23 protein-coding genes are annotated in these 20,841 nt (G+C 61.7%); 10 read left to right on the top strand and 13 right to left on the bottom strand.

Annotation, left to right across the window (positions count from 1 at the left end; translation table 11 throughout):
- Positions 1 to 2: 2 nt before the first annotated feature.
- A complete protein-coding gene (locus F2982_RS14040) occupies positions 3 to 863 on the bottom strand; it encodes a DUF6030 family protein (protein ID WP_203428173.1) in 861 nt (286 codons plus the stop codon).
- 403 nt (positions 864 to 1,266) lie between these two features.
- Here F2982_RS14040 and F2982_RS14045 point away from each other — a divergent pair, with 403 nt between their 5' ends.
- Positions 1,267 to 2,112, top strand: a complete 846-nt coding sequence (locus F2982_RS14045) for a GNAT family N-acetyltransferase (protein WP_112711451.1) — start codon at positions 1,267 to 1,269, stop codon at positions 2,110 to 2,112.
- On the opposite strand, the gene F2982_RS14050 is transcribed toward F2982_RS14045, so the two are convergent.
- On the bottom strand, positions 2,109 to 3,026 hold the full coding sequence (locus F2982_RS14050) for a DMT family transporter (protein ID WP_203428174.1): 918 nt from the start codon (positions 3,024 to 3,026) through the stop codon (positions 2,109 to 2,111). The genes F2982_RS14045 and F2982_RS14050 overlap by 4 nt on opposite strands.
- 196 nt (positions 3,027 to 3,222) lie before the next feature.
- On the opposite strand from F2982_RS14050, the gene F2982_RS14055 reads away from it, so the two are divergent.
- The gene (locus F2982_RS14055; protein WP_112711449.1) at positions 3,223 to 4,518 is read left to right on the top strand and encodes an adenylosuccinate synthase; all 1,296 of its coding nucleotides are present in this window, start codon (positions 3,223 to 3,225) and stop codon (positions 4,516 to 4,518) included.
- A gap of 59 nt (positions 4,519 to 4,577) precedes the next feature.
- Positions 4,578 to 7,016 carry a hypothetical protein gene (locus tag F2982_RS14060; protein WP_203428175.1) on the top strand — a complete coding sequence of 813 codons (2,439 nt, stop codon included), beginning with the start codon at positions 4,578 to 4,580 and terminating at the stop codon, positions 7,014 to 7,016.
- A 595-nt stretch (positions 7,017 to 7,611) separates the two neighbouring features.
- Here F2982_RS14060 and rpoH read toward each other — a convergent pair.
- Both rpoH and F2982_RS14070 read right to left on the bottom strand, forming a co-directional pair.
- On the bottom strand, positions 7,612 to 8,520 hold the full coding sequence (rpoH, locus tag F2982_RS14065) for an RNA polymerase sigma factor RpoH (protein ID WP_112711446.1): 909 nt from the start codon (positions 8,518 to 8,520) through the stop codon (positions 7,612 to 7,614).
- A 163-nt stretch (positions 8,521 to 8,683) separates the two neighbouring features.
- Positions 8,684 to 9,718: an RluA family pseudouridine synthase gene (locus F2982_RS14070; RefSeq protein ID WP_203428176.1), complete on the bottom strand. Its 1,035-nt coding sequence runs from the start codon at positions 9,716 to 9,718 to the stop codon at positions 8,684 to 8,686.
- A gap of 36 nt (positions 9,719 to 9,754) precedes the next feature.
- Between F2982_RS14070 and F2982_RS14075 the strand changes: the two genes are divergently transcribed.
- The gene (locus F2982_RS14075) at positions 9,755 to 10,138 is read left to right on the top strand and encodes a hypothetical protein (RefSeq protein WP_112711444.1); all 384 of its coding nucleotides are present in this window, start codon (positions 9,755 to 9,757) and stop codon (positions 10,136 to 10,138) included.
- A gap of 3 nt (positions 10,139 to 10,141) precedes the next feature.
- A complete protein-coding gene (locus tag F2982_RS14080; protein ID WP_203428177.1) occupies positions 10,142 to 10,960 on the top strand; it encodes an RNA methyltransferase in 819 nt (272 codons plus the stop codon).
- A gap of 3 nt (positions 10,961 to 10,963) precedes the next feature.
- Here the strand turns inward: F2982_RS14080 and F2982_RS14085 are convergent, their stop codons facing one another.
- Together F2982_RS14085 and F2982_RS14090 are read right to left on the bottom strand one after the other, a co-directional pair.
- The gene (locus F2982_RS14085) at positions 10,964 to 12,118 is read right to left on the bottom strand and encodes a hypothetical protein (protein WP_203428178.1); all 1,155 of its coding nucleotides are present in this window, start codon (positions 12,116 to 12,118) and stop codon (positions 10,964 to 10,966) included.
- A gap of 119 nt (positions 12,119 to 12,237) precedes the next feature.
- Positions 12,238 to 12,834, bottom strand: a complete 597-nt coding sequence (locus F2982_RS14090) for an EipA family protein (protein ID WP_112711441.1) — start codon at positions 12,832 to 12,834, stop codon at positions 12,238 to 12,240.
- A 189-nt stretch (positions 12,835 to 13,023) separates the two neighbouring features.
- Between F2982_RS14090 and F2982_RS14095 the strand changes: the two genes are divergently transcribed.
- Together F2982_RS14095 and F2982_RS14100 are read left to right on the top strand one after the other, a co-directional pair.
- Positions 13,024 to 13,671, top strand: coding sequence for a histidine phosphotransferase family protein (locus F2982_RS14095; protein ID WP_112711440.1), 648 nt, complete (start codon positions 13,024 to 13,026; stop codon positions 13,669 to 13,671).
- Positions 13,672 to 13,790: 119 nt separating this feature from the next.
- Complete coding sequence (locus F2982_RS14100; RefSeq protein WP_112711439.1) at positions 13,791 to 14,153, top strand: response regulator; 363 nt, start codon at positions 13,791 to 13,793, stop codon at positions 14,151 to 14,153.
- A 159-nt stretch (positions 14,154 to 14,312) separates the two neighbouring features.
- Here the strand turns inward: F2982_RS14100 and ctrA are convergent, their stop codons facing one another.
- Entirely contained in the window at positions 14,313 to 15,014 is a 702-nt protein-coding gene (gene ctrA / locus F2982_RS14105; RefSeq protein WP_112711438.1) for a cell cycle two-component system response regulator CtrA, read from the bottom strand.
- Between the two features lie 442 nt (positions 15,015 to 15,456).
- On the opposite strand from ctrA, the gene F2982_RS14110 reads away from it, so the two are divergent.
- Positions 15,457 to 15,807, top strand: coding sequence for a flagellar export protein FliJ (locus F2982_RS14110; protein WP_112390402.1), 351 nt, complete (start codon positions 15,457 to 15,459; stop codon positions 15,805 to 15,807).
- A 109-nt stretch (positions 15,808 to 15,916) separates the two neighbouring features.
- On the opposite strand, the gene F2982_RS14115 is transcribed toward F2982_RS14110, so the two are convergent.
- From F2982_RS14115 to F2982_RS14125, 3 genes are read right to left on the bottom strand one after another with little or no spacing between them, the layout of a single operon-like run.
- A complete protein-coding gene (locus F2982_RS14115; protein ID WP_203428179.1) occupies positions 15,917 to 16,207 on the bottom strand; it encodes a type II toxin-antitoxin system RelE/ParE family toxin in 291 nt (96 codons plus the stop codon).
- Positions 16,204 to 16,467 carry a type II toxin-antitoxin system ParD family antitoxin gene (locus F2982_RS14120; protein ID WP_203428180.1) on the bottom strand — a complete coding sequence of 88 codons (264 nt, stop codon included), beginning with the start codon at positions 16,465 to 16,467 and terminating at the stop codon, positions 16,204 to 16,206. Before F2982_RS14120 ends, F2982_RS14115 begins: the two co-directional genes overlap by 4 nt.
- Before the next feature lie 57 nt (positions 16,468 to 16,524).
- On the bottom strand, positions 16,525 to 16,803 hold the full coding sequence (locus F2982_RS14125) for a GNAT family N-acetyltransferase (RefSeq protein ID WP_112711435.1): 279 nt from the start codon (positions 16,801 to 16,803) through the stop codon (positions 16,525 to 16,527).
- A 114-nt stretch (positions 16,804 to 16,917) separates the two neighbouring features.
- Between F2982_RS14125 and F2982_RS14130 the strand changes: the two genes are divergently transcribed.
- The gene (locus F2982_RS14130; protein ID WP_112711434.1) at positions 16,918 to 17,385 is read left to right on the top strand and encodes a paraquat-inducible protein A; all 468 of its coding nucleotides are present in this window, start codon (positions 16,918 to 16,920) and stop codon (positions 17,383 to 17,385) included.
- 19 nt (positions 17,386 to 17,404) lie between these two features.
- Here the strand turns inward: F2982_RS14130 and F2982_RS14135 are convergent, their stop codons facing one another.
- Positions 17,405 to 17,680: a DUF1153 domain-containing protein gene (locus tag F2982_RS14135; RefSeq protein WP_034476390.1), complete on the bottom strand. Its 276-nt coding sequence runs from the start codon at positions 17,678 to 17,680 to the stop codon at positions 17,405 to 17,407.
- A 396-nt stretch (positions 17,681 to 18,076) separates the two neighbouring features.
- On the opposite strand from F2982_RS14135, the gene F2982_RS14140 reads away from it, so the two are divergent.
- Positions 18,077 to 18,823 carry a LuxR C-terminal-related transcriptional regulator gene (locus F2982_RS14140; RefSeq protein ID WP_130283983.1) on the top strand — a complete coding sequence of 249 codons (747 nt, stop codon included), beginning with the start codon at positions 18,077 to 18,079 and terminating at the stop codon, positions 18,821 to 18,823.
- 3 nt (positions 18,824 to 18,826) lie between these two features.
- Here the strand turns inward: F2982_RS14140 and F2982_RS14145 are convergent, their stop codons facing one another.
- Together F2982_RS14145 and cysQ are read right to left on the bottom strand one after the other, a co-directional pair.
- Positions 18,827 to 19,864: a DUF2793 domain-containing protein gene (locus F2982_RS14145; RefSeq protein ID WP_203428181.1), complete on the bottom strand. Its 1,038-nt coding sequence runs from the start codon at positions 19,862 to 19,864 to the stop codon at positions 18,827 to 18,829.
- Between the two features lie 102 nt (positions 19,865 to 19,966).
- Positions 19,967 to 20,755, bottom strand: coding sequence for a 3'(2'),5'-bisphosphate nucleotidase CysQ (cysQ, locus tag F2982_RS14150; protein WP_203428182.1), 789 nt, complete (start codon positions 20,753 to 20,755; stop codon positions 19,967 to 19,969).
- Positions 20,756 to 20,841 lie beyond the last annotated feature (86 nt).

Consider the following 20,841-nt stretch of genomic DNA (forward strand, 5'->3'; position numbering starts at 1 on the left):
CTCTAGCGAAAATAGGGCGGCCGCTTTTCCGAAGGCGGCTGCTCCGGCATTTCGAGCCAGCGGGCGGCCGAGAAATAGGCCCGCGTGCGGACCTGCGGGCCGGGTGCGGCCTTCATGGCGATGATGAAGTTGAAGCTGTTGTCGCTCGTCGTTTCGCGAGCGAAGCTGATGCTGGCGCCGAAGCTTTCCTCCTTCGCATCCTTCAAATCGCGGATCGCGGCCAGCATGGCGGAGAAATCCTGCCAGTGCGGCTGGGCAAGCAGCGTCTCGAAAATCCGCATCGCTGCCGGATCGAGCTTGCCTGCCGTATCCGTTTCCGGGCCGACCAGCTTTGCCCGCATATTGGCGATCGCGCCGGTGCGGTCGCCACGGATGATCACGAAGACGGAACTCAGCGGCTTTTCCGCATCCTGCTTGTAGATCTGTTGGAAGGTGCATTCGAAGGTGTCGCCGCTCATGGCGGCAGCGCGCCAGGGCGTCGTCTCGATGCCTGCCTTGCGCAAGGCCTCGCAGATCGCCGGTCCCGTTGTCCACCATGTCCGGAAAAATGCGGCCGCGAGCTCATCGACCGGCGCTTCCATCAGCCGCGGATCGTGCTCGATGCTTGCGAGCACCGGCTTTACCGGCGGGCGCGGTCTTGGCGGCGGCGGGGAGGTGCGGGGCAGCGCCGCCACCGGTTTGGGCTTCTCGAAACTGTAGCCCAGCCGTTCGGCGAGGCCGCGCAGGTGGCGCATGTCGTTCGAGAGCAGAACGGTGCCGCCGATGAGAGAGAGCGAGAGGGCAAGCATCAGCCACAGCACCAGGCCGCGTCTGCGGCGTGCCGGCGGGGTCTTCATTCCCTGGCCTGTCGTGTCGGTTGCCAACGTCGTTTCCAAACCTGATGCGGCGCATCTTAGGCGTGCAGAGCGCGTTTCGTAACGGTAAAGATAAAACGAAAAGCCAAAGGAAATAACGAAAATTCTACTGAGGCCGCGCAGAGCCTATTCAAAAAAGCGATAAAGCATTCTGCGATCACGAAAACGCGCTTATTTCAGCGGCCTGGCGCTTCCGATTTGTTAAGTAATTTTCTTGAGATTGTTACAGCGTTGTTTCATGATAATTGCGGCACGAAGTTCTTCGCGCCGTGCCTTATGGCGATCGATGCTTGATCGCTTCAGTCATGAACATGTTTCTTCGTACGGGGCGGGGATGCTGGGAAAGCTAGACTTTAGCTTTTCTTCATGTTGCGCTTTGCGGGTTTGCAGCAGAGTTGGTTAGGGAAGTTGCATGAATTCGGAGTTTGCGGTTCGCCCCATGCGGCCGGGCGAGTTGGAGCTTGTGCTTGAATGGGCCCGTCAGGAAGGCTGGAATCCGGGCCTCGACGATTCCCTCGCGTTTCATGATGCAGATCCTTCCGGCTTTTTCGTCGGCGCTGTCGGGGAAGTCCCCGTCGGTTCGATCTCCGTCGTCAAGTATGGCGATGAATTCGCCTTTCTCGGCCTCTACATCGTCCATCCCGATTTCCGCGGCAAAGGCTATGGCAAGGCGATCTGGAATGCCGGCATGGCATCTGCCGAGGGCCGGGCGATCGGTCTCGACGGCGTCGAGGCGCAGCAGCCGAGTTACCGCAAGGCAGGCTTCGAGCCGGCCTACAAGACGATCCGCTTCGGCGGCGTCGCCACCTCCGTTCCGTCCTCGTCGCTCACCGCCCAGGCCGTGACCGACAAGACCGATGGTATCGTGCGCTATGACGCCTCGATCTTCCCGGCGGCGCGGCCGGAATTCGTCAGCGCCTGGTGCACCAGCCGGAAGGGCCGCAGGAGCGCCGTGGTGCGCAAGAGCGGCAAGATCCGCGGTTACGGCACGATCCGCCGCTGTTACGAAGGCTACAAGATCGGCCCGCTGTTTGCCGCCGATGCCGATACGGCTGCCGCGCTGATGGCGCAGCTGATCACCGAGGCCGATGGCGCGCAGGTTTTCATCGACGTGCCCGAAGACAACAAGGACGGCCTGGCGCTGGCCGAAAGCATCGGCCTCGTGCCCGTGCTGGAGACGATGCGCATGTATCGCGGCAAGGCGCCGTCGATCCCGCTTAGGAATGTCTATGGCGTGACGACGCTGGAACTCGGCTAGTCGACCGGCGAGGCGGGCACTGTCGGTGCAGCGTCTTTAGGCCGGCCCTTCTCGGCGATCGCGATGCCGCCGAGCGTCAGGGCAAGCGCCACCATGTGGAAGGTCTGCAGCTCTTCGGCGAGCAGGAGCACCGAGAGCAGTGTGCCGAACACAGGCACCAGATTGATGAACAGCCCGGCGCGATTGGCGCCGATCGTCTCGACGCCCTTGATGTAGAGAATCTGCGCCAGCAGCGAGGCGAAGATCGCCGTGTAAAAGGCGATGACCCAGCCATTCGCATCTGGCACCTGGATACTGCCTTTCGAACCTTCCCAGATCAGCAGCGGCACCGAGGTCAGCGCGGCGGCAAATGCCGGGATCGCCATCAGCGTGCGCCAGTCGACCGACGGCTTCCAGCGCAGGAAGATCGTGTAGACGGAATAGGCGACGACGGCGATCAGCATCAGTGCGTCGCCGCGGTTGAGGCTGAGTTGCAGCAGTGTCGCGAAATCGCCATGGGCAGCCGTCAGCGCCACGCCGATGAGTGTCATGCCGAAGCCTGCGAACTGGGCAGCCGAGACGCTGGTGCGGAAGAAGACGAAGTTCAGCAGGAAGATCAGCATCGGAATGCCGGCCTGCTCGATCGCCACGTTGATCGCCGTCGTGTATTGGACGGCGGAATAGAGCATGGCGTTGAAGGTCGTGTAGCCGATGATGCCGTAGAAGAAGAGCAGCGGCAGGTTCTTGCGCACCAGCGGCCAGTCGCGCTTCAGATAGGGCAGGGAGATCGCGGCGATCAGCAGCGTTGCCAGCGTCCAGCGCAGCAGCGTCAGCATCATCGGGCTCACATGCCCCAGCGCCAGCTTGCCGGCCACCGCATTGCCGCCCCAGCACAGCGTGGCGATAACGAGGCAAATATAGGCCGTGATCTGCACGATGATTCTTTCCGTATGCGGCAAAGGCTGGGGAGGAAGGCGTGGACCGGAACGGCAATAGCCCGCTGCGGGCTGTTTTGTCACGCAAAAAGCCCATTTCACCGCGATAACAGGGTCGCTTTCCAAAAAACAAACCTTTATAGATGCGCGGGTTTGAGCAGGGCGCGGATAATCCGCCGGTAACAGGAAGAGTTGGATGACGAACGTAGTCGTGGTCGGTTCCCAGTGGGGTGACGAAGGCAAGGGCAAGATTGTCGATTGGCTTTCGGAACGTGCGGATGTCATCGTCCGCTATCAGGGCGGCCATAATGCAGGTCATACGCTCGTCATCGACGGCGTCAGCTACAAGCTGGCTCTGCTGCCCTCAGGTCTCGTCCGCGGCAAGCTCAGCGTCATCGGCAACGGCGTCGTCGTCGATCCGCATCACTTCGTCGCCGAAGTCGAGAAGCTGCGCGCCCAGGGCGTCAACGTGAACCCTGACGTGCTGCGTATCGCCGACAACGCGCCGCTGATCCTGTCGCTGCACCGCGACCTCGATGGCTTCCGCGAAGACGCGGCCTCCAACAGCGGCACGAAGATCGGCACCACGCGCCGCGGCATCGGCCCGGCCTACGAAGACAAGGTCGGCCGCCGCGCCATCCGCGCCATCGACCTTGCCGACAAGGAAGCGCTGCCAGCCAAGATCGACCGCCTGCTGACGCATCACAATGCGCTGCGCCGCGGCCTCGGCCTGCCGGAAATCTCGGTGGAATCGCTGGAGAAGGAACTGCACGACGTTGCCGATCAGGTCCTGCCCTATGTCGACCAGGTCTGGCGCATCCTCGACGATCAGCGCAAGGCTGGCGCCCGCATCCTGTTCGAAGGTGCGCAGGGCGCGCTGCTCGACAACGACCACGGCACCTATCCCTATGTGACGTCGTCGAACACCGTTGCCGGTCAGGCTGCTGCAGGCTCCGGCCTCGGCCCGACGGCGATCGGCTACGTTCTCGGCATCACCAAGGCCTACACGACGCGCGTCGGCGAGGGCCCGTTCCCCTGCGAGCTGCATGACGAGATCGGCAAGCACCTGTCGACCGTCGGCCGCGAAGTCGGCGTCAACACCGGCCGTCCGCGCCGCTGCGGCTGGTTCGATTCGGTTCTGGTGCGCCAGACGGTGAAGACCTCCGGCATCACCGGCATCGCGCTCACCAAGCTCGACGTTCTCGACGGTCTCGACGAACTGAAGATCTGCGTCGCCTACAAGCTTGACGGGAAGGAGATCGATTATCTTCCGGCAAGCCAGGCTGCTCAGGCTCGCGTCGAGCCGGTCTACATCACGCTTGAAGGCTGGAAGGAATCCACCGTCGGCGCCCGCAGCTGGGCCGATCTTCCGGCGCAGGCGATCAAATATGTGCGTCAGGTCGAAGAACTGATCGGCGCGCCGGTGGCCCTGTTGTCCACAAGCCCTGAGCGAGATGACACGATACTTGTGACCGATCCCTTTGAGGATTAATGTCGCGGGTCATACCGATTTGGCCCGTGCTCTAAGCCGGGCCTTTTGAGAAAGTACGAATGGCGGATTTTATTGCAGTCATCCGGCGGGCCGTTGACGGTCTGACCGAGAATACCCCCGAGATGCGGGTGAAGGTTTACGAGCGTGCCCGCGGCGCAGTGCAGCGGCAGCTCGAAAACATGAAACCGCGTCCGCCGGAAGCGATGCTGCAACGGCAGCTTGAAAAGCTGGATGCCGCGATTCGCGAAGTCGAGGCCGAACATGCCGAGGCGCTGCCCGATGAGGCGGCCGTTGCCGAAGAGGCCGCGCCAGAGCCGCATTACGAAGAGCCCGCCGCTCCGGCTGAAGAGCCGGTTGCCGCCGCCGAGGAGCATGCCGTCGAGGCGGCTGCCGAGCCGGTCGAGGAAGTCGCTCACGAAGAGCATCCGGTTTACGAAGAGCCGGTTACCGCTGAACCCGCTTACGAAGAGCCGCAGGCCGTCTATCACGACGAGCCGGTGCATGCTGTCGAGCCCGACGTTCATGCCGAGCCGGAAGTTCACGCAGAGCATGACGTTCACGCGGAGCCTGAAGTTCACGTTGAGCCGGAGGTTCACGCCGAGTCTGAAATCCATGCCGAACCGGCACCGTGGCAGCAGCCCGTCGAGGATGCGCCCACCGAAGCCTGGCAGGCGCCGCATCACGAAGAACCCGCAGAGCCTGAATATCACGCTGCCGAACCGGCGGTGTATGAAGAGCCTGTCGTTGAGCCGGAGCCGGTGGAAGCCGTCGAGCCGGTGCGGGCAAGCGAATACAATCCGGCCAACCGGCTGGTAGAGCCCTTCGCCTCTTTCGAAAAGCCGCAGGAATTCGTCGAACAGACGCAGGAAGAGCCGCTGCAGAGCGAAGCCGCCGCGCGCTTCGATCCCGTATGGAACGAGCCAGCCGCGGAGACGCCGGCAGACCCCCCGAAGGATGCCGATACCGTCTGGGCCGACCAGGAACTGCATAATTTCTCTGGCCTCGCCCCTGCCGCTTCGGCGGACGCCGGTGCGCGCGCCTTCGAGGAAGCGCTGTCCGGCCTGCAGACCGCGCCTGAAGCGGCGAAGATGCCGGCTGCCAACGAGGGCTTCTCGTGGGAGGCCGCAGCTTTCGACGACCTGCCGCCGATCGATGCGCCGAAGAAGGCCGACAACGCTCAGGCGCGCGCAGACGATTCCGATCTGTTTTCCGAAGTGCACGGCAACAAGCCGCAGCAGCCCGCGCCGGATGTTCCCGGCAGCGAGTGGAAGGAAGCCGAAGCGCTGCGTGGCTACGGCCGCCGTGGTTCCGTTGCCAATGACGATGACGATACGGCTCCGGTTGCCGATATCGACCAGATCGTCGCTGCCAAGCTGCAGAACAAGAATTTCCGCATGGAGCCGAAGCGCCGCCGCTTCGGCCTCGGCCGCATCATCGGCATCGTCCTGGTGCTCGCCGTTCTCGGCGGTGCCGGCTATGCCGCATGGATGAACCGCGACCAGCTGAACGCCATGGTCAACGGCCTGATCAGCTCGGCGCCGAAGACCGCCGAGACGACCGCGCCTGCCGCCAGCACGACGCCGTCGGCAACGACGCCTCCTGCGTCGGGCACTGCGGCACCGGCCGCCAATGGCAGCTCGGCAGCACCTGCCGCCGACGCCAACAAGCAGGTTGCTGCGCTCGATGACGGCGCCTCCGTCACCAACAAGTTCAACCAGCGCCTGATGGCCGACGGCACCGAAACCGATGCCGGCCCGGCGACCGCCGCCGCAACGCCGACTGCCGAAGGCAAGTCCGTCGCGCAGCAGAGCATTGCTTCTTCCGCACCGGCCCAGGCTCCGGCGCAACCGGCCGCCCAGACGGATCCGGCCGCTGCCCAGCCGCCGGCTGCAGGCGATGCCGCGGCCGCGCAGCCGCAGGTGACCGCGCCGGTCGGCGCTTCGGAAAAGATGTTCCTCTATGAGGAGCGGATCGGCCAGAGCTCGCCGACGGCGATCCAGGGCTCTGTCGTCTGGAGTGTCCAGCACGAGAAGGATGCAAGCGGCAAGGATGTCGCGACCGTTCAGGGCAACGTCACCGTTCCCGAGCGCAATCTCTCGGCTCTTGTCACCTTCAAGCGCAATTCCGACCCATCGCTGCCCGCCAGCCATCTGGTCGAGATCGTCTTCTCGGTGCCGCCGAATTTCGAAGGCGGCAAGATCGACAGCGTCCAGCGCATCTCGATGAAGCGCACGGAGCAGGACCGCGGCGACGCGCTGATCGCGGTGCCCGCCAAGATCACCGACGACTTCCACATGATCGCGCTCAACGACTATCCGGATGCCCGCAAGTCGAACCTCGACCTGCTCGCCACCCGCGACTGGATCGACATCCCGATCACCTACCGCAACGGCCGCCGCGCCCTGATCACCATGCAGAAGGGCTCGACCGGCGCCCAGGCGTTCACCACCGCGATCCGCGACTGGGGCACGCTCGGCGACGTCAGCACCAGCCAGTAAGGCGAGGCGCATCGCAGAAACAAAAAAAGGCGGGTCATCGACCCGCCTTTTATTTTGTCTTGTGTTCAAGCTGCACTGATCGCTTTGCGGCAATTGCCGTCATCGCGAGACCTTCAGATGATGTGCCGCACGATCACATAAGCTGTGACGTGGATAAACATAAAGGCTGCGAGTGAGGTTACGAACGCAAGTGCCATGTACACGGCCGGATGGGTCTCCAGCCAGGACGCTGGCTGGTCGCTAGGCTCAAGCGCAATGTTGAGCGCGGTCCTCCATCCTGCGAGCCATCGAAGAGAGTTCCAAAGCGCTGCCCACAATAGTACCCATATGATGGACGCTTCTTGGAGGGCGAAGTAGACTGGGCCTATAGACGATGCGATTGGCAGAAGAAGCTTCATGCACACCTCGCTTTGACTTTTTGCTGAGGGTCCTAGTCGCTCGAACCTTCATTGCAAAGTGTATCAAAGCCGTCTTGAGGAATTGTAATGCGGGTCACTACAAGTCTCGACGCCGGACAGTGCGGAGTCTGGGGTCTCCAAATCGCAAAAAAGGCGGGTCATTGACCCGCCTTTTTGTTTGTCTTGACGCTTGCGCCTTAGGCGGTGGCTTCGACCACGCGGACGGCTTTGGCCATTTCCAGCGCTTCCTTGCGGACCGCGTCCTGGACCTTTTCAAAAGCGCGGACTTCGATCTGGCGGACGCGCTCGCGGCTGATGTCGAACTCGGACGACAGGTCTTCCAGCGTCACCGGATCGTCGGAGAGGCGACGTGCCTCGAAGATACGGCGTTCGCGGTCGTTCAGCACGCTCATTGCCTTGGACAGCATGCGGCGGCGGGTGTCGAGTTCGTCCTGCTCGATCAGCACTTCTTCCTGGCTGTCGTGATCGTCGACCAGCCAATCCTGCCACTGGCCGCTATCGCCCTCGGACGCCTTGATCGAGGCGTTGAGCGACGCGTCGCCAGACAGGCGGCGGTTCATCGATACGACCTCCTCCTCGGAGACGTTGAGCTTGGTCGCGATCTCGGAGACGTGTTCCGGCTTCAGATCGCCATCATCGATCGCCTGGAGGCGGCCCTTCAGGCGGCGCAGGTTGAAGAACAGGCGCTTCTGGTTGGCGGTCGTGCCCATTTTCACGAGCGACCACGAACGCAGGATGTACTCCTGGATCGAGGCCTTGATCCACCACATCGCATAGGTTGCCAGGCGGAAGCCGCGTTCCGGGTCGAACTTCTTCACGGCCTGCATGAGGCCGACGTTACCTTCGGAGACGACTTCGCCGATCGGCAGGCCATAGCCGCGATAGCCCATTGCGATCTTCGCAACGAGGCGCAGATGGCTGGTGACGAGCTTGTGCGCAGCATCGCGGTCGCCATGTTCGGCATAGCGCTTGGCGAGCATGTATTCCTGCTGGGGTTCCAGCATCGGGAACTTGCGGATTTCGTCGAGATAACGGTTCAGACCGGCTTCGCCGGCCGTAATGGATGGCAGGTTGTTACGGGCCATGATTGCACCCTCCTATATAGATTCCGGTTCCCGATGGAACGCGTCCCCGCGTCGATAAAGGCAAACCGGGACGTGCGCCTCAAACTAGAGCCCGCACTAAGTCCATATACAGATAAGTATGGCCGAACAGGGGTTCAAGACCAGAGGGGTCTTCACGAAGGCGTTATAGAGACGCCCCGCGAAGAGCCTCGACAAGCTCCATCATATCATCAGGCAGTGGCGCCTCGAAGCGCATGATTTCACCGGTCCGGGGATGCTCGAACTGCAGCATATAGGCGTGGAGAGCCTGACGCTTGAAGCCGTTGACGACCTTGCGGGCATCATCGGGCAAGAGGTTCGCCTTGGTCTTGAAGCCGCCGCCGTAGACGGCGTCGCCCAGCAGCGGGTGGCCGATATGGGCCATGTGCACGCGGATCTGATGCGTGCGCCCGGTTTCCAGATGGCACTCGACGAGCGAGGCGAGCGACAGCGCGTTCGACGTCTCGTGAAAGCGCTCCAGCACCTCGTAATGGGTGATCGCCTCGTCAGCTTCCTGATTGCCGGGGCGCTTCACTTCACGGCGCGTGCGGTCGGCGGTGCCGCGGCCGAGCGGCGCGTCGATCGTGCCCTTCAGCGTCGGCGGCCGGCCCCAGACGATCGCCTGGTAAGCGCGTTCGAGCGGCATGGTGCGGCCGTGATCGGCAAATTGCAGCGATAGGTGGCGATGGGCGACGTCGTTCTTTGCCACGATCATCACGCCCGTCGTATCCTTATCCAGCCGGTGGACGATGCCGGGGCGCTTCACGCCGCCGATGCCGGAAAGGCTCTCGCCGCAATGGTGGATCAGCGCATTGACCAGCGTGCCTGTCCAGTTGCCGGCGGCCGGATGGACGACGAGACCCGACGGCTTGGAGATGACGATGACGTCGTCGTCCTCGAAGAGGATGTCGAGCGGGATGTCCTCGCCCTTGGGTTCCGGGTCCTCAGGCTCGGGCAGCAGGATCTCGTAGGTCTCGCCGGGCTTCACCTTCTTCTGCGGATCGGCGGCCGGAGCGCCGTTGACCGTCAGCATGCCGTCCTTGATCAGCACCTTGACGCGGCTGCGCGAAAATTCGGCGCCGAGCTGGGCCGTCAGCCAGGCATCGAGGCGGCCTTCGGCGCTCTCGTCTGCCGTCAGGACTTTCCTAATGCCGGATGCTTGTTTAAAGGGGTCGCTCAAGACGCTTCTTCTCCGAGGAATTCATAGGACGCCGTAATGACGAAAATCGAGATAGACGACCAGGAAGAAAAGCCCCTTGATCCGGCAATGGAAAATGTCCGGCGCAAGATGGTTCGCCTGCAGATCGTCTCGGGCGCCATCATGTTTGTGAGCCTTATGGCGGTCTTCGGCGCCGTTGTCTACAAGGTGACGCGGACGGAACCTGCGGGTAGCGCACCCGTTGCCTCGAACGGCGTGCCGTCGGGTTCGCCGGTCAGCGGCACGGTCACACTGCCTTCAGGCTTTGCGGTTCAGTCGACCTCGCTTTCGGGCAGCCAGATCCTGTTCTACGGCCAGGGCGCCGATGGCAAGCACCGGGCGATCGTCGTTGATACCAAGACGGGCCATACCGTCGCCGATATCGCCGTCGCCGGCAATTGAGCCATGGCGGCCGCTCCCGTCACGATCGTTGATGCCGCGGATCCGCGGATCGCGGAGTTCCGCGAGATCCGCGAGCGTGACCTGACGGGGCGGCAGGGACGGTTCATCGCGGAGGGCACCGTTGTGCTGCGCATGCTGGCGCAGGCGCATCGCCGCGGCACCTTCGCCGCCGAAAAGATCCTGCTGCTCGCCAACCGGGCGGCAGGCGTTGCCGATATCCTTGCCGAATTCCCGGACGATGTTCCGGTCTATATTGCCGAAGCCGAAACGCTCGATGGCATCGTCGGCTTTCACCTGCATCGCGGCGTGCTGGCGCTCGGCCGGAAGCTTTCGCCCGAGACGAGCCTCCTCGACCGGCTGCCGGAACAGGCGCTGGTGATTGCCGGATGCGGCATTTCCAATCACGACAATGCCGGATCGATGTTCCGCAATGCGGCGGCCTTCAAGGCCGATGCGATCTTCCTCGACGAAACCTCCTGCGATCCGCTCTACCGCAAGGCGCTGCGCGTCTCGGTCGGTTCGGTGCTCAGCGTTCCCTATGAGCGCAGCGGTTCGGCGCTGGGCCTGTTGAGCGGGCTCGCGGAGCGCGGCTTCGATATCTGGACGCTGTCGCCGCGCGGCACCGTCGATATCCGCGACATCCCGGCGTCGCCGCGCATGGCGCTGGTGGCGGGAACCGAGGGGGAGGGGCTGCCGGCGGAGATCCTCGCGCGCTTCCGCAGTGCCCGGATTCCACAGTCCGAGGGGCTGGACAGCCTGAACGTCGCGACGGCAACCGGGATCGCGCTGTTTTCCATGGCATCAGCCGCCAAGCGGATCTGACGCTTACTTGTCTTCGGTAAGGATCGCGGCGGCACGGCCTGCGAGATTGAGGCGGTCCTGAGCGCCGGTCTCGGCGGTTTCAGGCAGCAGCTTGCGGATCGGCGAGGTCTCGCCTTCCTTCAATGCCGTCAGCGCCACCACCTTGGCAGCGATCGAGGCGATCTCTTCGCGCAGCGCGCTGTCCTTGCCGGTGACTGTCTTGGCCTTGAGGATGCGGTCGGAGACATCGGCGCTGCGGGCGCGGACATCGTCTGCCAGACTTGCGGCAACGGCGGCAGGATCGATGCTTTCTTCGGTTTCGGCAGGCGGTGCATCGGGCAGGGCGTTCAGCAGCGAGCCGGAAACGCCGGCGTCGCGCATGGCGCGGCTTGCCTTGCGCAGCTCGGAATTGGCGCCCTTCAGCTGTTCCTTCAGCTTGGCGATTTCCTGCTGGCGGCGGGTGAGCAGCGTTTCCTTGTCGGAAGCGGATGCCGTTTCGCGGGCTGCCTTGTCTTCAAGGCGGATCACCATGTGTTCCTGCTGGGTCAGCTTCTGCTCGGCATCCTTGGCGCGCTTCTGCAGGAGGTTGACGTCCTGGCGCAGCGTATCGCGCTCGTCGCGCAGCGCATTGGCGCGGAACTTGACGCTTTCGATCTCGGTTTCGCGAGCCGCCATGTCGATCTTCAGGTTGTCGGACTGTTCGGCAAGCTTGTTCAGGCGGCTGCGCAGCGCTTCCAGCTCGCCTTCCTTCTGCGAGCTCGACTGCTCGGCAATGTGCAGGCTGGTCTTCAGCTGGCTGATATAGTTCTCGTCCTTGCGCAGGTGCGAGCGCAGTTCAGCGGCCTCGACGTTGAGATCGCTGATCTGGCCCTGCAGGGTGCTGATCTCGGCGGCCAGCCGGCCGGCATCGAGCGCCAGCGAATCGTGGCGCAGCTGCAGTGACAGCGACTTCTCGCGCTCGCGGGCAAGATCCTGCGTGGTGCGGGCATTGTCGGCGGCGTAGAGGGCGCGGACCATATCCTTCTGGGCGCGCACTTCCTGCGGGCTCAGCGGCATCGTCGCCTTCATCCGGTTTTCCGTATACCAGACGATGCGGCGGTGGATGGCGGGGGAAACCAGGAAGACCAGGAAGGCCGCTGTCAGAAAACCCAGCCCGAATAGAAGAGCGTATTCGATCACGGCGCGGTCAATGCTTCCAGAAAGTGATTTGCTTCGCGCCAATGATTACGCACGCGATGCGCGCGCGGCAAGTGGCGGATGGGTGACGGCGGGCAAGAATCCCGCCGTCCACTCTATTATCAGAAGGGGTTCCAGGTCGGGCCGGGGGTGATCTTCAGATAGCCGACATTGACGCCGAGGCGTGCGCCGACGCCGGTGCGGATCGGCACGACGAGGACATTGTTGTTCTTCAGAAGGGTCATGCCGAAGCCGGCGATGACGAAGGCCTGGCCGCTGACGCCGCCGAAACGGGCATAGATGCTGTCGATCGAGGGAAGGTCGTAGACCAGCATCATGACGCGGGTGCCCTGGCCGCCGTAGTCGATGCCGAGCGACGGACCCTGCCAGTAGAGCGGATGCTCGCCGGCATTCTTGGTGTTGAGCTGGCCCTCGCCATAGGTCAGGCCGGCGATGAAGGCGCCAGAGCCTTCCTGGCCGAGAATGTAGCCGTTCGGCAGGCCGTATTTCTGGAATGCGGCTTCGACAACCTTGGCGAGGCCGCCGCTGGTGGAGCCAAAGAAGGAGTGGCCGGCGTCGACGATCTCCTGCACCGTGTACTGGCTGCTGTTGGCCTGCTGGGCGGCCGCCTGCTGCGAGGAGAGCATGAATGCAGAAATGGTCAGCGCGACAATAAGCCGGCAGAAGCCCATAAATCTTCCTGGGGATTGAAGGTGCATGGTGTCATCCGTTCATCATGGTCGGTTCAATGAGCCGTTTCCGGCAATTGACGCATTTTGCTCCGATCGTCTTAACAATCGGTTTACCAAATATGGTGTCATTATGGCGCCGAGTACGGGCGCAAACTTCGTGCAATTTTGATCAGGCAAGATATGGCGGAATGAAGTATTCGCCATCAGGAGACGATGATGTCCAAGAACCCAAATCTTACTTTGACCGGCCCGGACCTGGCTGCTCTTCTTTGCAGTCGCGTGTGCCATGACGTCATCTCGCCCGTAGGCGCCATCAACAACGGCCTGGAACTGCTCGATGAGGGCGGTGCCGATGCCGATGCCATGGATCTGATCCGCACCAGTGCGCTGAACGCCTCCGTCCGCCTCAAGTTCGCCCGTCTTGCCTTCGGTGCCTCCGGCTCCGTCGGCGCGTCGATCGACACAGGCGAAGCCGAGCGCGCTGCCAAGGATTTCGCGGCCGCCGAGAAGAAGACCGAGGTCACCTGGACCGGGCCGCGCGCCATCGTCGCCAAGAACCGGGTGAAGCTGCTGCTGAACCTGTTCCTCGTTGCCTACTCCTCGATCCCGCGCGGCGGCTCGATCGAGATCACGCTCGAAAATCCGGAATTCGACGCCAAGTTCAAGCTCGTCGCCAAGGGCAAGCTGATGCGTATGCCGCCGAAATTCGTCGAGATCGCTTCCGGCCATGTCGAAGAGGCTGTCGATGCCCACTCGATCCAGCCCTATTACACCGTCCTGCTCGCCGAGGAATGCGGCATGCAGCTCGGCCATTCGGCAACCGGCGAAGAGATTATTTTTACAGCCGAAATCGCTGCGGCCTAACGTTACGGTTGCATGAGAGCAGTTTGTCTCTTTCTCGGTAAGACTTCCTTAGCCTAATCGACCTATCCTTTCAGGCTGAGGAAGCGCCACCGGGACAGAAGTGGGGCGAAGGAGCAGTCATGCAGCGTTTCATGATCACCGACAGTTCGGACGTCGTTCGCAAGGTCGGAAAGCGTATCCTGTCCGAACTCGATTTCCTGGTCAGCGAGGCGTCAAACGCTTCCGAAGCGCTGTCGGCCTGCCAGACGGAACTGCCCGATTACCTCATCGTCGATTCCGGCATCGAGGGTGCCCTCGAGCTGATCACCACCATCCGCGGCATGGATGGCGGCAAGGAAGTGAAAATCTATTACTGCGTCATCGAGGCCGATCTGAAGAAGCTGATGGCCGGCAAGCGGGCAGGGGCGACCGACTTCCTGCTGAAGCCCTTCGACCGCAAGATCCTGACCGCCGTCTTCGGCAACCGGGCAATCGCCGCCTAATTCTCTCTTCCATTTCAAGTTCTTACGATGCTCGGGCCTGTCCCGAGCATTTCTGCGTGTGCCCATGCCGTGGCAGAACCCTGCCACTTTACGACCCGCACAAACAAAAAAATCCCGCCGGAAGGGCGGGATTTCTGAATTGGTAAAGGGGGTTCGGTATCAGGCGCTTTCGGCGTATTCGCTGCCATCGGGCTCGCGCAGCACGTAGCCGCGGCCCCAGACGGTTTCGATGTAGTTGGCGCCGCCGGCAGCGTTCGCAAGCTTCTTGCGCAGCTTGCAGATGAAGACGTCGATGATCTTCAGTTCCGGTTCGTCCATGCCGCCATAGAGGTGGTTCAGGAACATTTCCTTGGTGAGCGTGGTACCCTTGCGGAGCGAAAGCAGCTCCAGCATCTGGTATTCCTTGCCCGTCAGGTGAACGCGCTGGCCGCCGACTTCGACGGTCTTGGCGTCGAGGTTGACGATGAGCTCGCCGGTCATGATGACCGACTGTGCGTGGCCCTTCGAACGGCGGACGATGGCGTGGATGCGGGCGACGAGCTCGTCCTTGTGGAACGGCTTGGTCATGTAGTCGTCGGCGCCGAAGCCGAGACCGCGGACCTTGTCTTCGATGCCGGCCATACCCGAGAGGATGAGGATCGGTGTCTTGACCTTGGACAGGCGGAGAGTGCGCAGCACTTCATATCCGGACATGTCGGGAAGGTTCAAATCGAGAAGGATGATGTCGTAATCATACAGTTTGCCGAGGTCGACGCCTTCTTCACCGAGATCGGTGGTGTAAACGTTAAAACTCTCGGACTTGAGCATCAGTTCGATGCTCTGCGCTGTCGCGCTGTCGTCTTCAATCAGTAGTACCCGCATTATTATCCCCTTTACCGCCGCCGAAAGGTGGTCTGGCCCCCTACGCGATACCGAAATATGTCACTGCGTGATTTGGAAGCTGCCACGAAATGGTTAACAAATTCTATTCCACTCTGGCAAGGGGTAACGAATTTATTAAATATTTTGTCCATTCCGCTGTTTTCCAACGAGAATCCGCAAGGCCAAATCCTTAACTTCTACATTAAGAACGGCCGCTAAGCGATTCATTCGACTCAGCAATGAAAAGGTTTCGGAAATCGCGTAGTGATGTTTACCGAGCCTTAAATCATCGGGCCTATCATTAACGATGCCCGTAAACGAAAGGTTACCAGCGGTAGGTTTTTGTTAATACCGACGGAAATTTTTTGGGCAGACCGTCTCAAAGCGGTGCGCAAGGGGCAATTTAGTAGAGCCGGGGTCTCGCATCACTGGAGTAATGCGTATGAAGTCGCGTGAGAGCCTAGTTCGCCTGAAGGAATTTCAGGTGAACGAAAAACGACGTCAGCTGCAGCAATTGCAGATGATGATGTCGGAATTCGAACGGATGACGAAGGATCTGGAAAGCCAGATCGTCGTCGAAGAGAAGAAGTCCGGCATTTCCGATCCGAATCACTTCGCCTACCCGACCTTCGCCAAGGCCGCTCGTCAGCGCGCCGACAATCTTCAGGTTTCGATCAAGGAACTGAAGATGCAGGAAGAAGCTCTGGAACAGGCGCTCGAGGAGATGCAGGCAGAATATGCCCGCGCAGCCGCCCTCGAGGAGCGTGACGGCGCAATTCGCGCACGGGCGTAATCAAGCTGGCGATGGATGCCGTCACCGGCATCCTGGGGAATCGCCGAAGAAAAAGCCACGTATGATGGGCCTTAGTCCGTCATACGTGGCTTTTGGTGTTTTTTGACCGTCAGAGTTTCAGAAGACGGACGCTTTTCGACGGAACCAGCGCCAGGATGCGCACGCCTTCGCTAACCTTGTCATAAAGAATGATGTGGCTCTGGTGCTCGTGGCGCCTGACACCCTCGCCAATCCTGCTGGCGGGCCGTCCCATATCGGGGTTGCCGGCGATCAATTCGAAACAGTTCTTCAGGCTGTCCCGGTAGCGCCTCGCCTGAGGCACGCCGAAGAGCTCGATGCTTTGCAGAAAAATGGCGAGGAGGTCGCGCTCGGCGCGCGCGGTTAAGACATATCGGCTCAAGAGGCACCGGTGCGGCGCGCAGCGAGCGCTTCCGCCTCGGCGAAAATCTCATCCACGCTTCGCTTGCCGGTGCCGCTTGCACGCGACGCAGCGACGATGTCCTGAAGTTCGGTGACCGACAGCGTCTCGCCCTGCTGCGTCCGGTCCATCAGGATCAGGTCGCGCAGATAGTCTTCAGCATTGGCATAGTTGCCTTTGCTGACGCGGCTTTCGACCCAGTCACTCTGCTGATCGGAAAGCGATATTGTTAAGCGAGCCATCGGTCACCTCTTGATGCAAACAGGATAATCGGTGGACGCGCGTTTGCCAAATGCCTCTCAGTTCACGACATCGCGCCATTCCTCGTGGCGCTGGGACTGTGCCTTGAAGAAAGGGCAGAGCGCGAAGATCTTCCAGCCGCCCTTGCGGGCTTCCTCGACGGCGTGCAGGGCGAGTGCCTGGCCGACGCCCTTGCCGCGCAGGGCATCGGGTACACCGGTGTGGTCGATGATGACGAGCTTCGGCGAGGTGCGGGAATAGCTCATTTCGGCCTCGTGTCCCTCGACTTCAGCGACATAACGGCCGCCCGAGGCATTTTCTTCGTTGCGGATATCCATTCTATTGTCCTCCGAAAGAGTTGCGTTGCCCGAACGTGGCATGGCGGGCAGGGGCTCACAAGCCGGGACAGGTGGCGACGCAGTGTTCATCGGATTGATGGGGGAGAGGGATTGATGGCGAGATTGGCGTGGATAAAGCCGGTGCTTCTGGTTGCGGCGCCGTTCTTTCTGGCGCTTGGGCTGGTGCTGCCGCTGATCCGCTTCGAGACGCTTTACTTTTTCGACGAGACGCCGTCGCTGATCGGGATCATCGCTTCGCTGTGGAGCGGCGGCGATGCATTGCTTGCGGCGATCGTCGTTCTCGTGTCGATCATTCTGCCGGTCTGCAAGATTGTCAGTCTCGCCGTTGAGGCGACAGCGGCCGGCGGCGGAACCGGCAGCTGGTTTTATCGTCACGCCGTACCTCACCTGTCCAAGTGGTCAATGATGGACGTTTTATTGGTGGCGGTCGTGATTGCGGCGGCAAAGACGACGGGGCTTGCGGATGCTTTCACCCAGCCCGGCCTCTGGTGCTACGCCGCGTCGACAATAATTTCGGGCCTTCTTCATTCTCTGAGCGAGAATGCGTCCGGCCCGAAGTAATGTCGTTGCCTTGCGGCGATTAGTGGCGGTACTGCTGGATACGCGTCGTGCGCAGGCCGGCAAGGCCGTGGCTGCTGATCGACGACTGCCAGGACAGGAATTCTTCAACGGTGAGCGTGTAACGCTCGCACGCTTCTTCCAAGCTCAACAGGCCACCGCGAACTGCCGCGACAACCTCAGCCTTGCGACGGATCACCCAGCGCCGGGTATTCGGCGGGGGAAGATCCGCAATCGTAAGCGGGCTGCCATCGGGGCCGATGACATATTTTACTCGGGGTCGTATCATTTCGGTCATTGGGACTCTCTACACAACTCAAGACCACAGATGGCACTCTAGCCCGTCACATTTAAAAATTGCCTAAACTGATCGTAAGACTTTGATAACAACTTTAAGTGCCGGAGCTACCCACCCCGGGACGAACTTCCGTTACGTCAATTTGAGCCGGCTGCATGGCTCCCATGCGTAATAAATAATATCTATATTTCGCGGGAAGATTTATAAGCGCTGCAACATTAAGAATGAGCGCAAGACATCGTCTCCGTTCTTCTCGCAGTATCAGTCAAAGAATAGTGTTTGCAGCTCCCGTCACACCGACGCGGGGCTTCGCGGCTTTCTTTTCCTGTTTCCGGCGCCGTGGATGGCCTGCCGGTGCGAGAGCTGGGCAGGCGCGCGCGGTTGAGGACATAAGAGATGACGAGACGTGAGCGCGCGGTGCGTAACTGCGCAGACGATAACGCTTTTTCGCTTTCTACCACCGCCCGCCAAGGCGATCTCAAGATCGAGTTCAAGCGCAGCCTTGAGCGCATGACCAAGGAAGCGGGCTTCGATTTCTTCCTTATTGCATCCTTCCCACGCGGCGACGCCACCTCCTTTGTCGAAAACCGCATTGCCAGCAACTGGCCGCAGACGCTCGTCAACCTCTATGAGGAGGCCGACATGTTTTACTGCAGCGAGCTGGTTAACGCGCTGAAGCACACGATCATCCCGGTCTATTGCAATGCGGGAACTTTTGGCGGCGCGGCTGCAAATATTGAAAACCGCCGGTTGAACGCGGTCTTCCAGATGCATGGCCTGCAGGCAACTTTCGGCTTTTCGCTGCATGACGCTGATCTAAAACAGTACATCTTTGCATTCTCCGGAACGCGCGCTGCGCTCGAATATGAAGAGCAGATGGCGCTTTTCTTCGCGGCGATGCAGGCGCTCGACCGGTTCAGCATTGCCAATCGCGGTGAAGAAGGGCCGGCTGAAACGCTGACGCGTCGAGAAATCGAATGTCTGCGCTGGTCGGCGGCTGGAAAAAGCAGCGACGAGATTGCCATCATTCTCGATCTCTCGTCGCACACCGTCGTCGGCTATCTGAAGAGCGCGATGCGCAAGCTCGATTCGGTCAATCGCATGCAGGCCGTCGCCCGTGCGCTCCGCTACCGCCTGCTCTGATCCTTAGAGCAGGATCGCACTGATCTCCGTTTCTCCGGCGCCGAACTTATATTGCGCCGTTCCCGTATGCAGGATCGACAGCCAGTCGCCGGCGGTAAGCTGGGCGAGGCCGAAGGCCGTCTGTCTTGATGCGACGGTGGTCGCCACGCCGGCGATCGCCGCAAGCGCGGTGCTGCCATTGGCTTCCAGCCGCGCGCCATAAGCCGAGCTCGTCACGGTGCTCACCGACAGAATCAGCAGATAGAGACCCGAGGCCGGGACCGTCAGGCGGTTGCCGCTGCCGGAGGGGACGGCTGCGCCGAGCGAGAAACCGCCCTGCTGCACATGCAGCGCGTTGAAGCCGGTGCGGGTGTTGTTGCCGGGCGTCGTGGTCGCCGCCGCCAGTGCGCCGCGGGCGACCGGGCGGGCAGGGGTCTTGACGATGCCGCCTGCGGCGATCGCCAGCGCCGTTTCCCAGGCAGCCCCGTCACCGCTGACCTTGATTGCGAATTCATCATTTCCGGCAAGCCCCATCTCGGCGCGGCCCGACCAGTTGGACTGGAAGAGCAACGAGGCCGTTTCGGCGGCGGATGCCTTGTTGACCTTCAGCTGGTGGCCGTGGCCCTCGTGATTGAAGAGGCTGGCGGGGGAGGCGACGGCCAGCCGGTTCTGTGCGTCGGCGCTGGCGTTCAGGCCGAGAAGCGGCAGGCTGGCCGGCGGTGGCGGTACCAGATCGCTCCAGACGCCGGCGGCGAAGATGCGGAGCCTCGATACGGCGGCGAAATAGGCCCGCCAGCCATCGCGCGGCAGAATGTAGATCCAGGCGCCGTCCTGCCGGAAGGCGAGACGGCCGTCCTTACCGGACCAGGCGCCTGTTGCTCCCGACCCAATGAGATAGCAGGCGCCTTCGGCCGGGTCTTCCGGCGCGGCTGACGCTTCGGCTGATATCGTCAGCTGGGTGACGGCATCGATCAGCTGCAGCGCTTCGTTATGGGTGACGTGCTTCTGGGCCTGCGACGGCAGGATATAGGGAAGGGCGAGATTGACTGTCATGTCGGACATGCATGCGGCCTCCATAGCGGTGCCGCTGATCTTATGTCCGCTCAGATGCGCGGGGAGGGCAAGGCTCGCTTCCCGCTGATCTCCAAGCCATTTCCGCCTTGCTTATGCGCGCTGCAGCGCCCGCTTGCGGCTGCCCCAAGAGATGAAATCCGGATTGACGAAATCCGGATCGCCGGGCTTGCCGTAGCCGAGCGGCTGGCCGTCCAGCGTCAGCGTCGTGCCGCCCGCGGCCCTGAGCACGGCGTCGCCCGCGGCCGTGTCCCATTCCATCGTGCGGGTAAAGCGCGGGTAGACATCGGCCTTGCCCTCGGCGAGCAGGCAGAATTTCAGCGACGAACCGATATTGGTGCATTCGGAAATGGCGTGCTTCTTCAGGAAGCTGTCGGTAGCCGGGCTGTTGTGGCAGCGGCTGGCGAGCGCCAGGCGGTGTTCCGGCTCGTCGCGCACGGCGATCTTCTCGCGGCGGTCAACGGTGAAGTCGTCGCCGACATGCAGTTTCTCGGCGCTGCCCGATTCGCCGACGAAGGCGACGCCGAGGGCAGGGGCGTAGACGATGCCCGCCAGCGGAACGCCGTTTTCGATATAGGCGATATTGACCGTGAATTCCTTGCGCTTGTCGACGAACTCGCGCGTGCCATCGAGCGGATCGACAAGGAAGAAGGGTCGGCCGGCGATGTCAGGCACATGTCCCGCGGCCACCGATTCCTCGGCGATGACAGGAATGTCGGGGAAGTCGCGGCTCAGATGCGCCAGGATGATGATCTCGGCTTCATGATCGGCGAGTGTCACCGGCGTGGCATCGGCCTTGGTCGAGACTGTGCATCCGGCGCGGAATATCTCGATGATCTTCCGTCCTGCTTCCAGGGCTGCATTTTCGAATGTCGATAGCATCGGCTCTTGCGGTTTGGGGCCGGGAAGCGAACCCGGCGAAGCGGCAACTATAGCCGCAAATATAGGGACGAGGCCAGAGTTTTGCA

Source organism: Rhizobium sp. BG4, from assembly GCF_016864575.1.
Classification (GTDB): Bacteria; Pseudomonadota; Alphaproteobacteria; order Rhizobiales; family Rhizobiaceae; genus Rhizobium.

Excerpts from the sequence above, each read along its gene's own strand:
- F2982_RS14125 (WP_112711435.1), bottom strand. The coding sequence starts at position 16,803 with ATGGATATCCGCAACGAAGAAAATGCCTCGGGCGGCCGTTATGTCGCT.
- F2982_RS14060 (WP_203428175.1), top strand. The coding sequence starts at position 4,578 with ATGGCGGATTTTATTGCAGTCATCCGGCGGGCCGTTGACGGTCTGACC.
- cysQ (WP_203428182.1), bottom strand. The coding sequence starts at position 20,755 with ATGCTATCGACATTCGAAAATGCAGCCCTGGAAGCAGGACGGAAGATC.
- F2982_RS14045 (WP_112711451.1), top strand. The coding sequence starts at position 1,267 with ATGAATTCGGAGTTTGCGGTTCGCCCCATGCGGCCGGGCGAGTTGGAG.
- F2982_RS14135 (WP_034476390.1), bottom strand. The coding sequence starts at position 17,680 with ATGACCGAAATGATACGACCCCGAGTAAAATATGTCATCGGCCCCGAT.
- F2982_RS14075 (WP_112711444.1), top strand. The coding sequence starts at position 9,755 with ATGACGAAAATCGAGATAGACGACCAGGAAGAAAAGCCCCTTGATCCG.
- F2982_RS14120 (WP_203428180.1), bottom strand. The coding sequence starts at position 16,467 with ATGGCTCGCTTAACAATATCGCTTTCCGATCAGCAGAGTGACTGGGTC.
- F2982_RS14080 (WP_203428177.1), top strand. The coding sequence starts at position 10,142 with ATGGCGGCCGCTCCCGTCACGATCGTTGATGCCGCGGATCCGCGGATC.
- rpoH (WP_112711446.1), bottom strand. The coding sequence starts at position 8,520 with ATGGCCCGTAACAACCTGCCATCCATTACGGCCGGCGAAGCCGGTCTG.
- F2982_RS14055 (WP_112711449.1), top strand. The coding sequence starts at position 3,223 with ATGACGAACGTAGTCGTGGTCGGTTCCCAGTGGGGTGACGAAGGCAAG.
- F2982_RS14130 (WP_112711434.1), top strand. The coding sequence starts at position 16,918 with ATGGCGAGATTGGCGTGGATAAAGCCGGTGCTTCTGGTTGCGGCGCCG.
- ctrA (WP_112711438.1), bottom strand. The coding sequence starts at position 15,014 with ATGCGGGTACTACTGATTGAAGACGACAGCGCGACAGCGCAGAGCATC.
- F2982_RS14100 (WP_112711439.1), top strand. The coding sequence starts at position 13,791 with ATGCAGCGTTTCATGATCACCGACAGTTCGGACGTCGTTCGCAAGGTC.
- F2982_RS14090 (WP_112711441.1), bottom strand. The coding sequence starts at position 12,834 with ATGCACCTTCAATCCCCAGGAAGATTTATGGGCTTCTGCCGGCTTATT.
- F2982_RS14110 (WP_112390402.1), top strand. The coding sequence starts at position 15,457 with ATGAAGTCGCGTGAGAGCCTAGTTCGCCTGAAGGAATTTCAGGTGAAC.
- F2982_RS14095 (WP_112711440.1), top strand. The coding sequence starts at position 13,024 with ATGTCCAAGAACCCAAATCTTACTTTGACCGGCCCGGACCTGGCTGCT.
- F2982_RS14145 (WP_203428181.1), bottom strand. The coding sequence starts at position 19,864 with ATGTCCGACATGACAGTCAATCTCGCCCTTCCCTATATCCTGCCGTCG.
- F2982_RS14140 (WP_130283983.1), top strand. The coding sequence starts at position 18,077 with ATGACGAGACGTGAGCGCGCGGTGCGTAACTGCGCAGACGATAACGCT.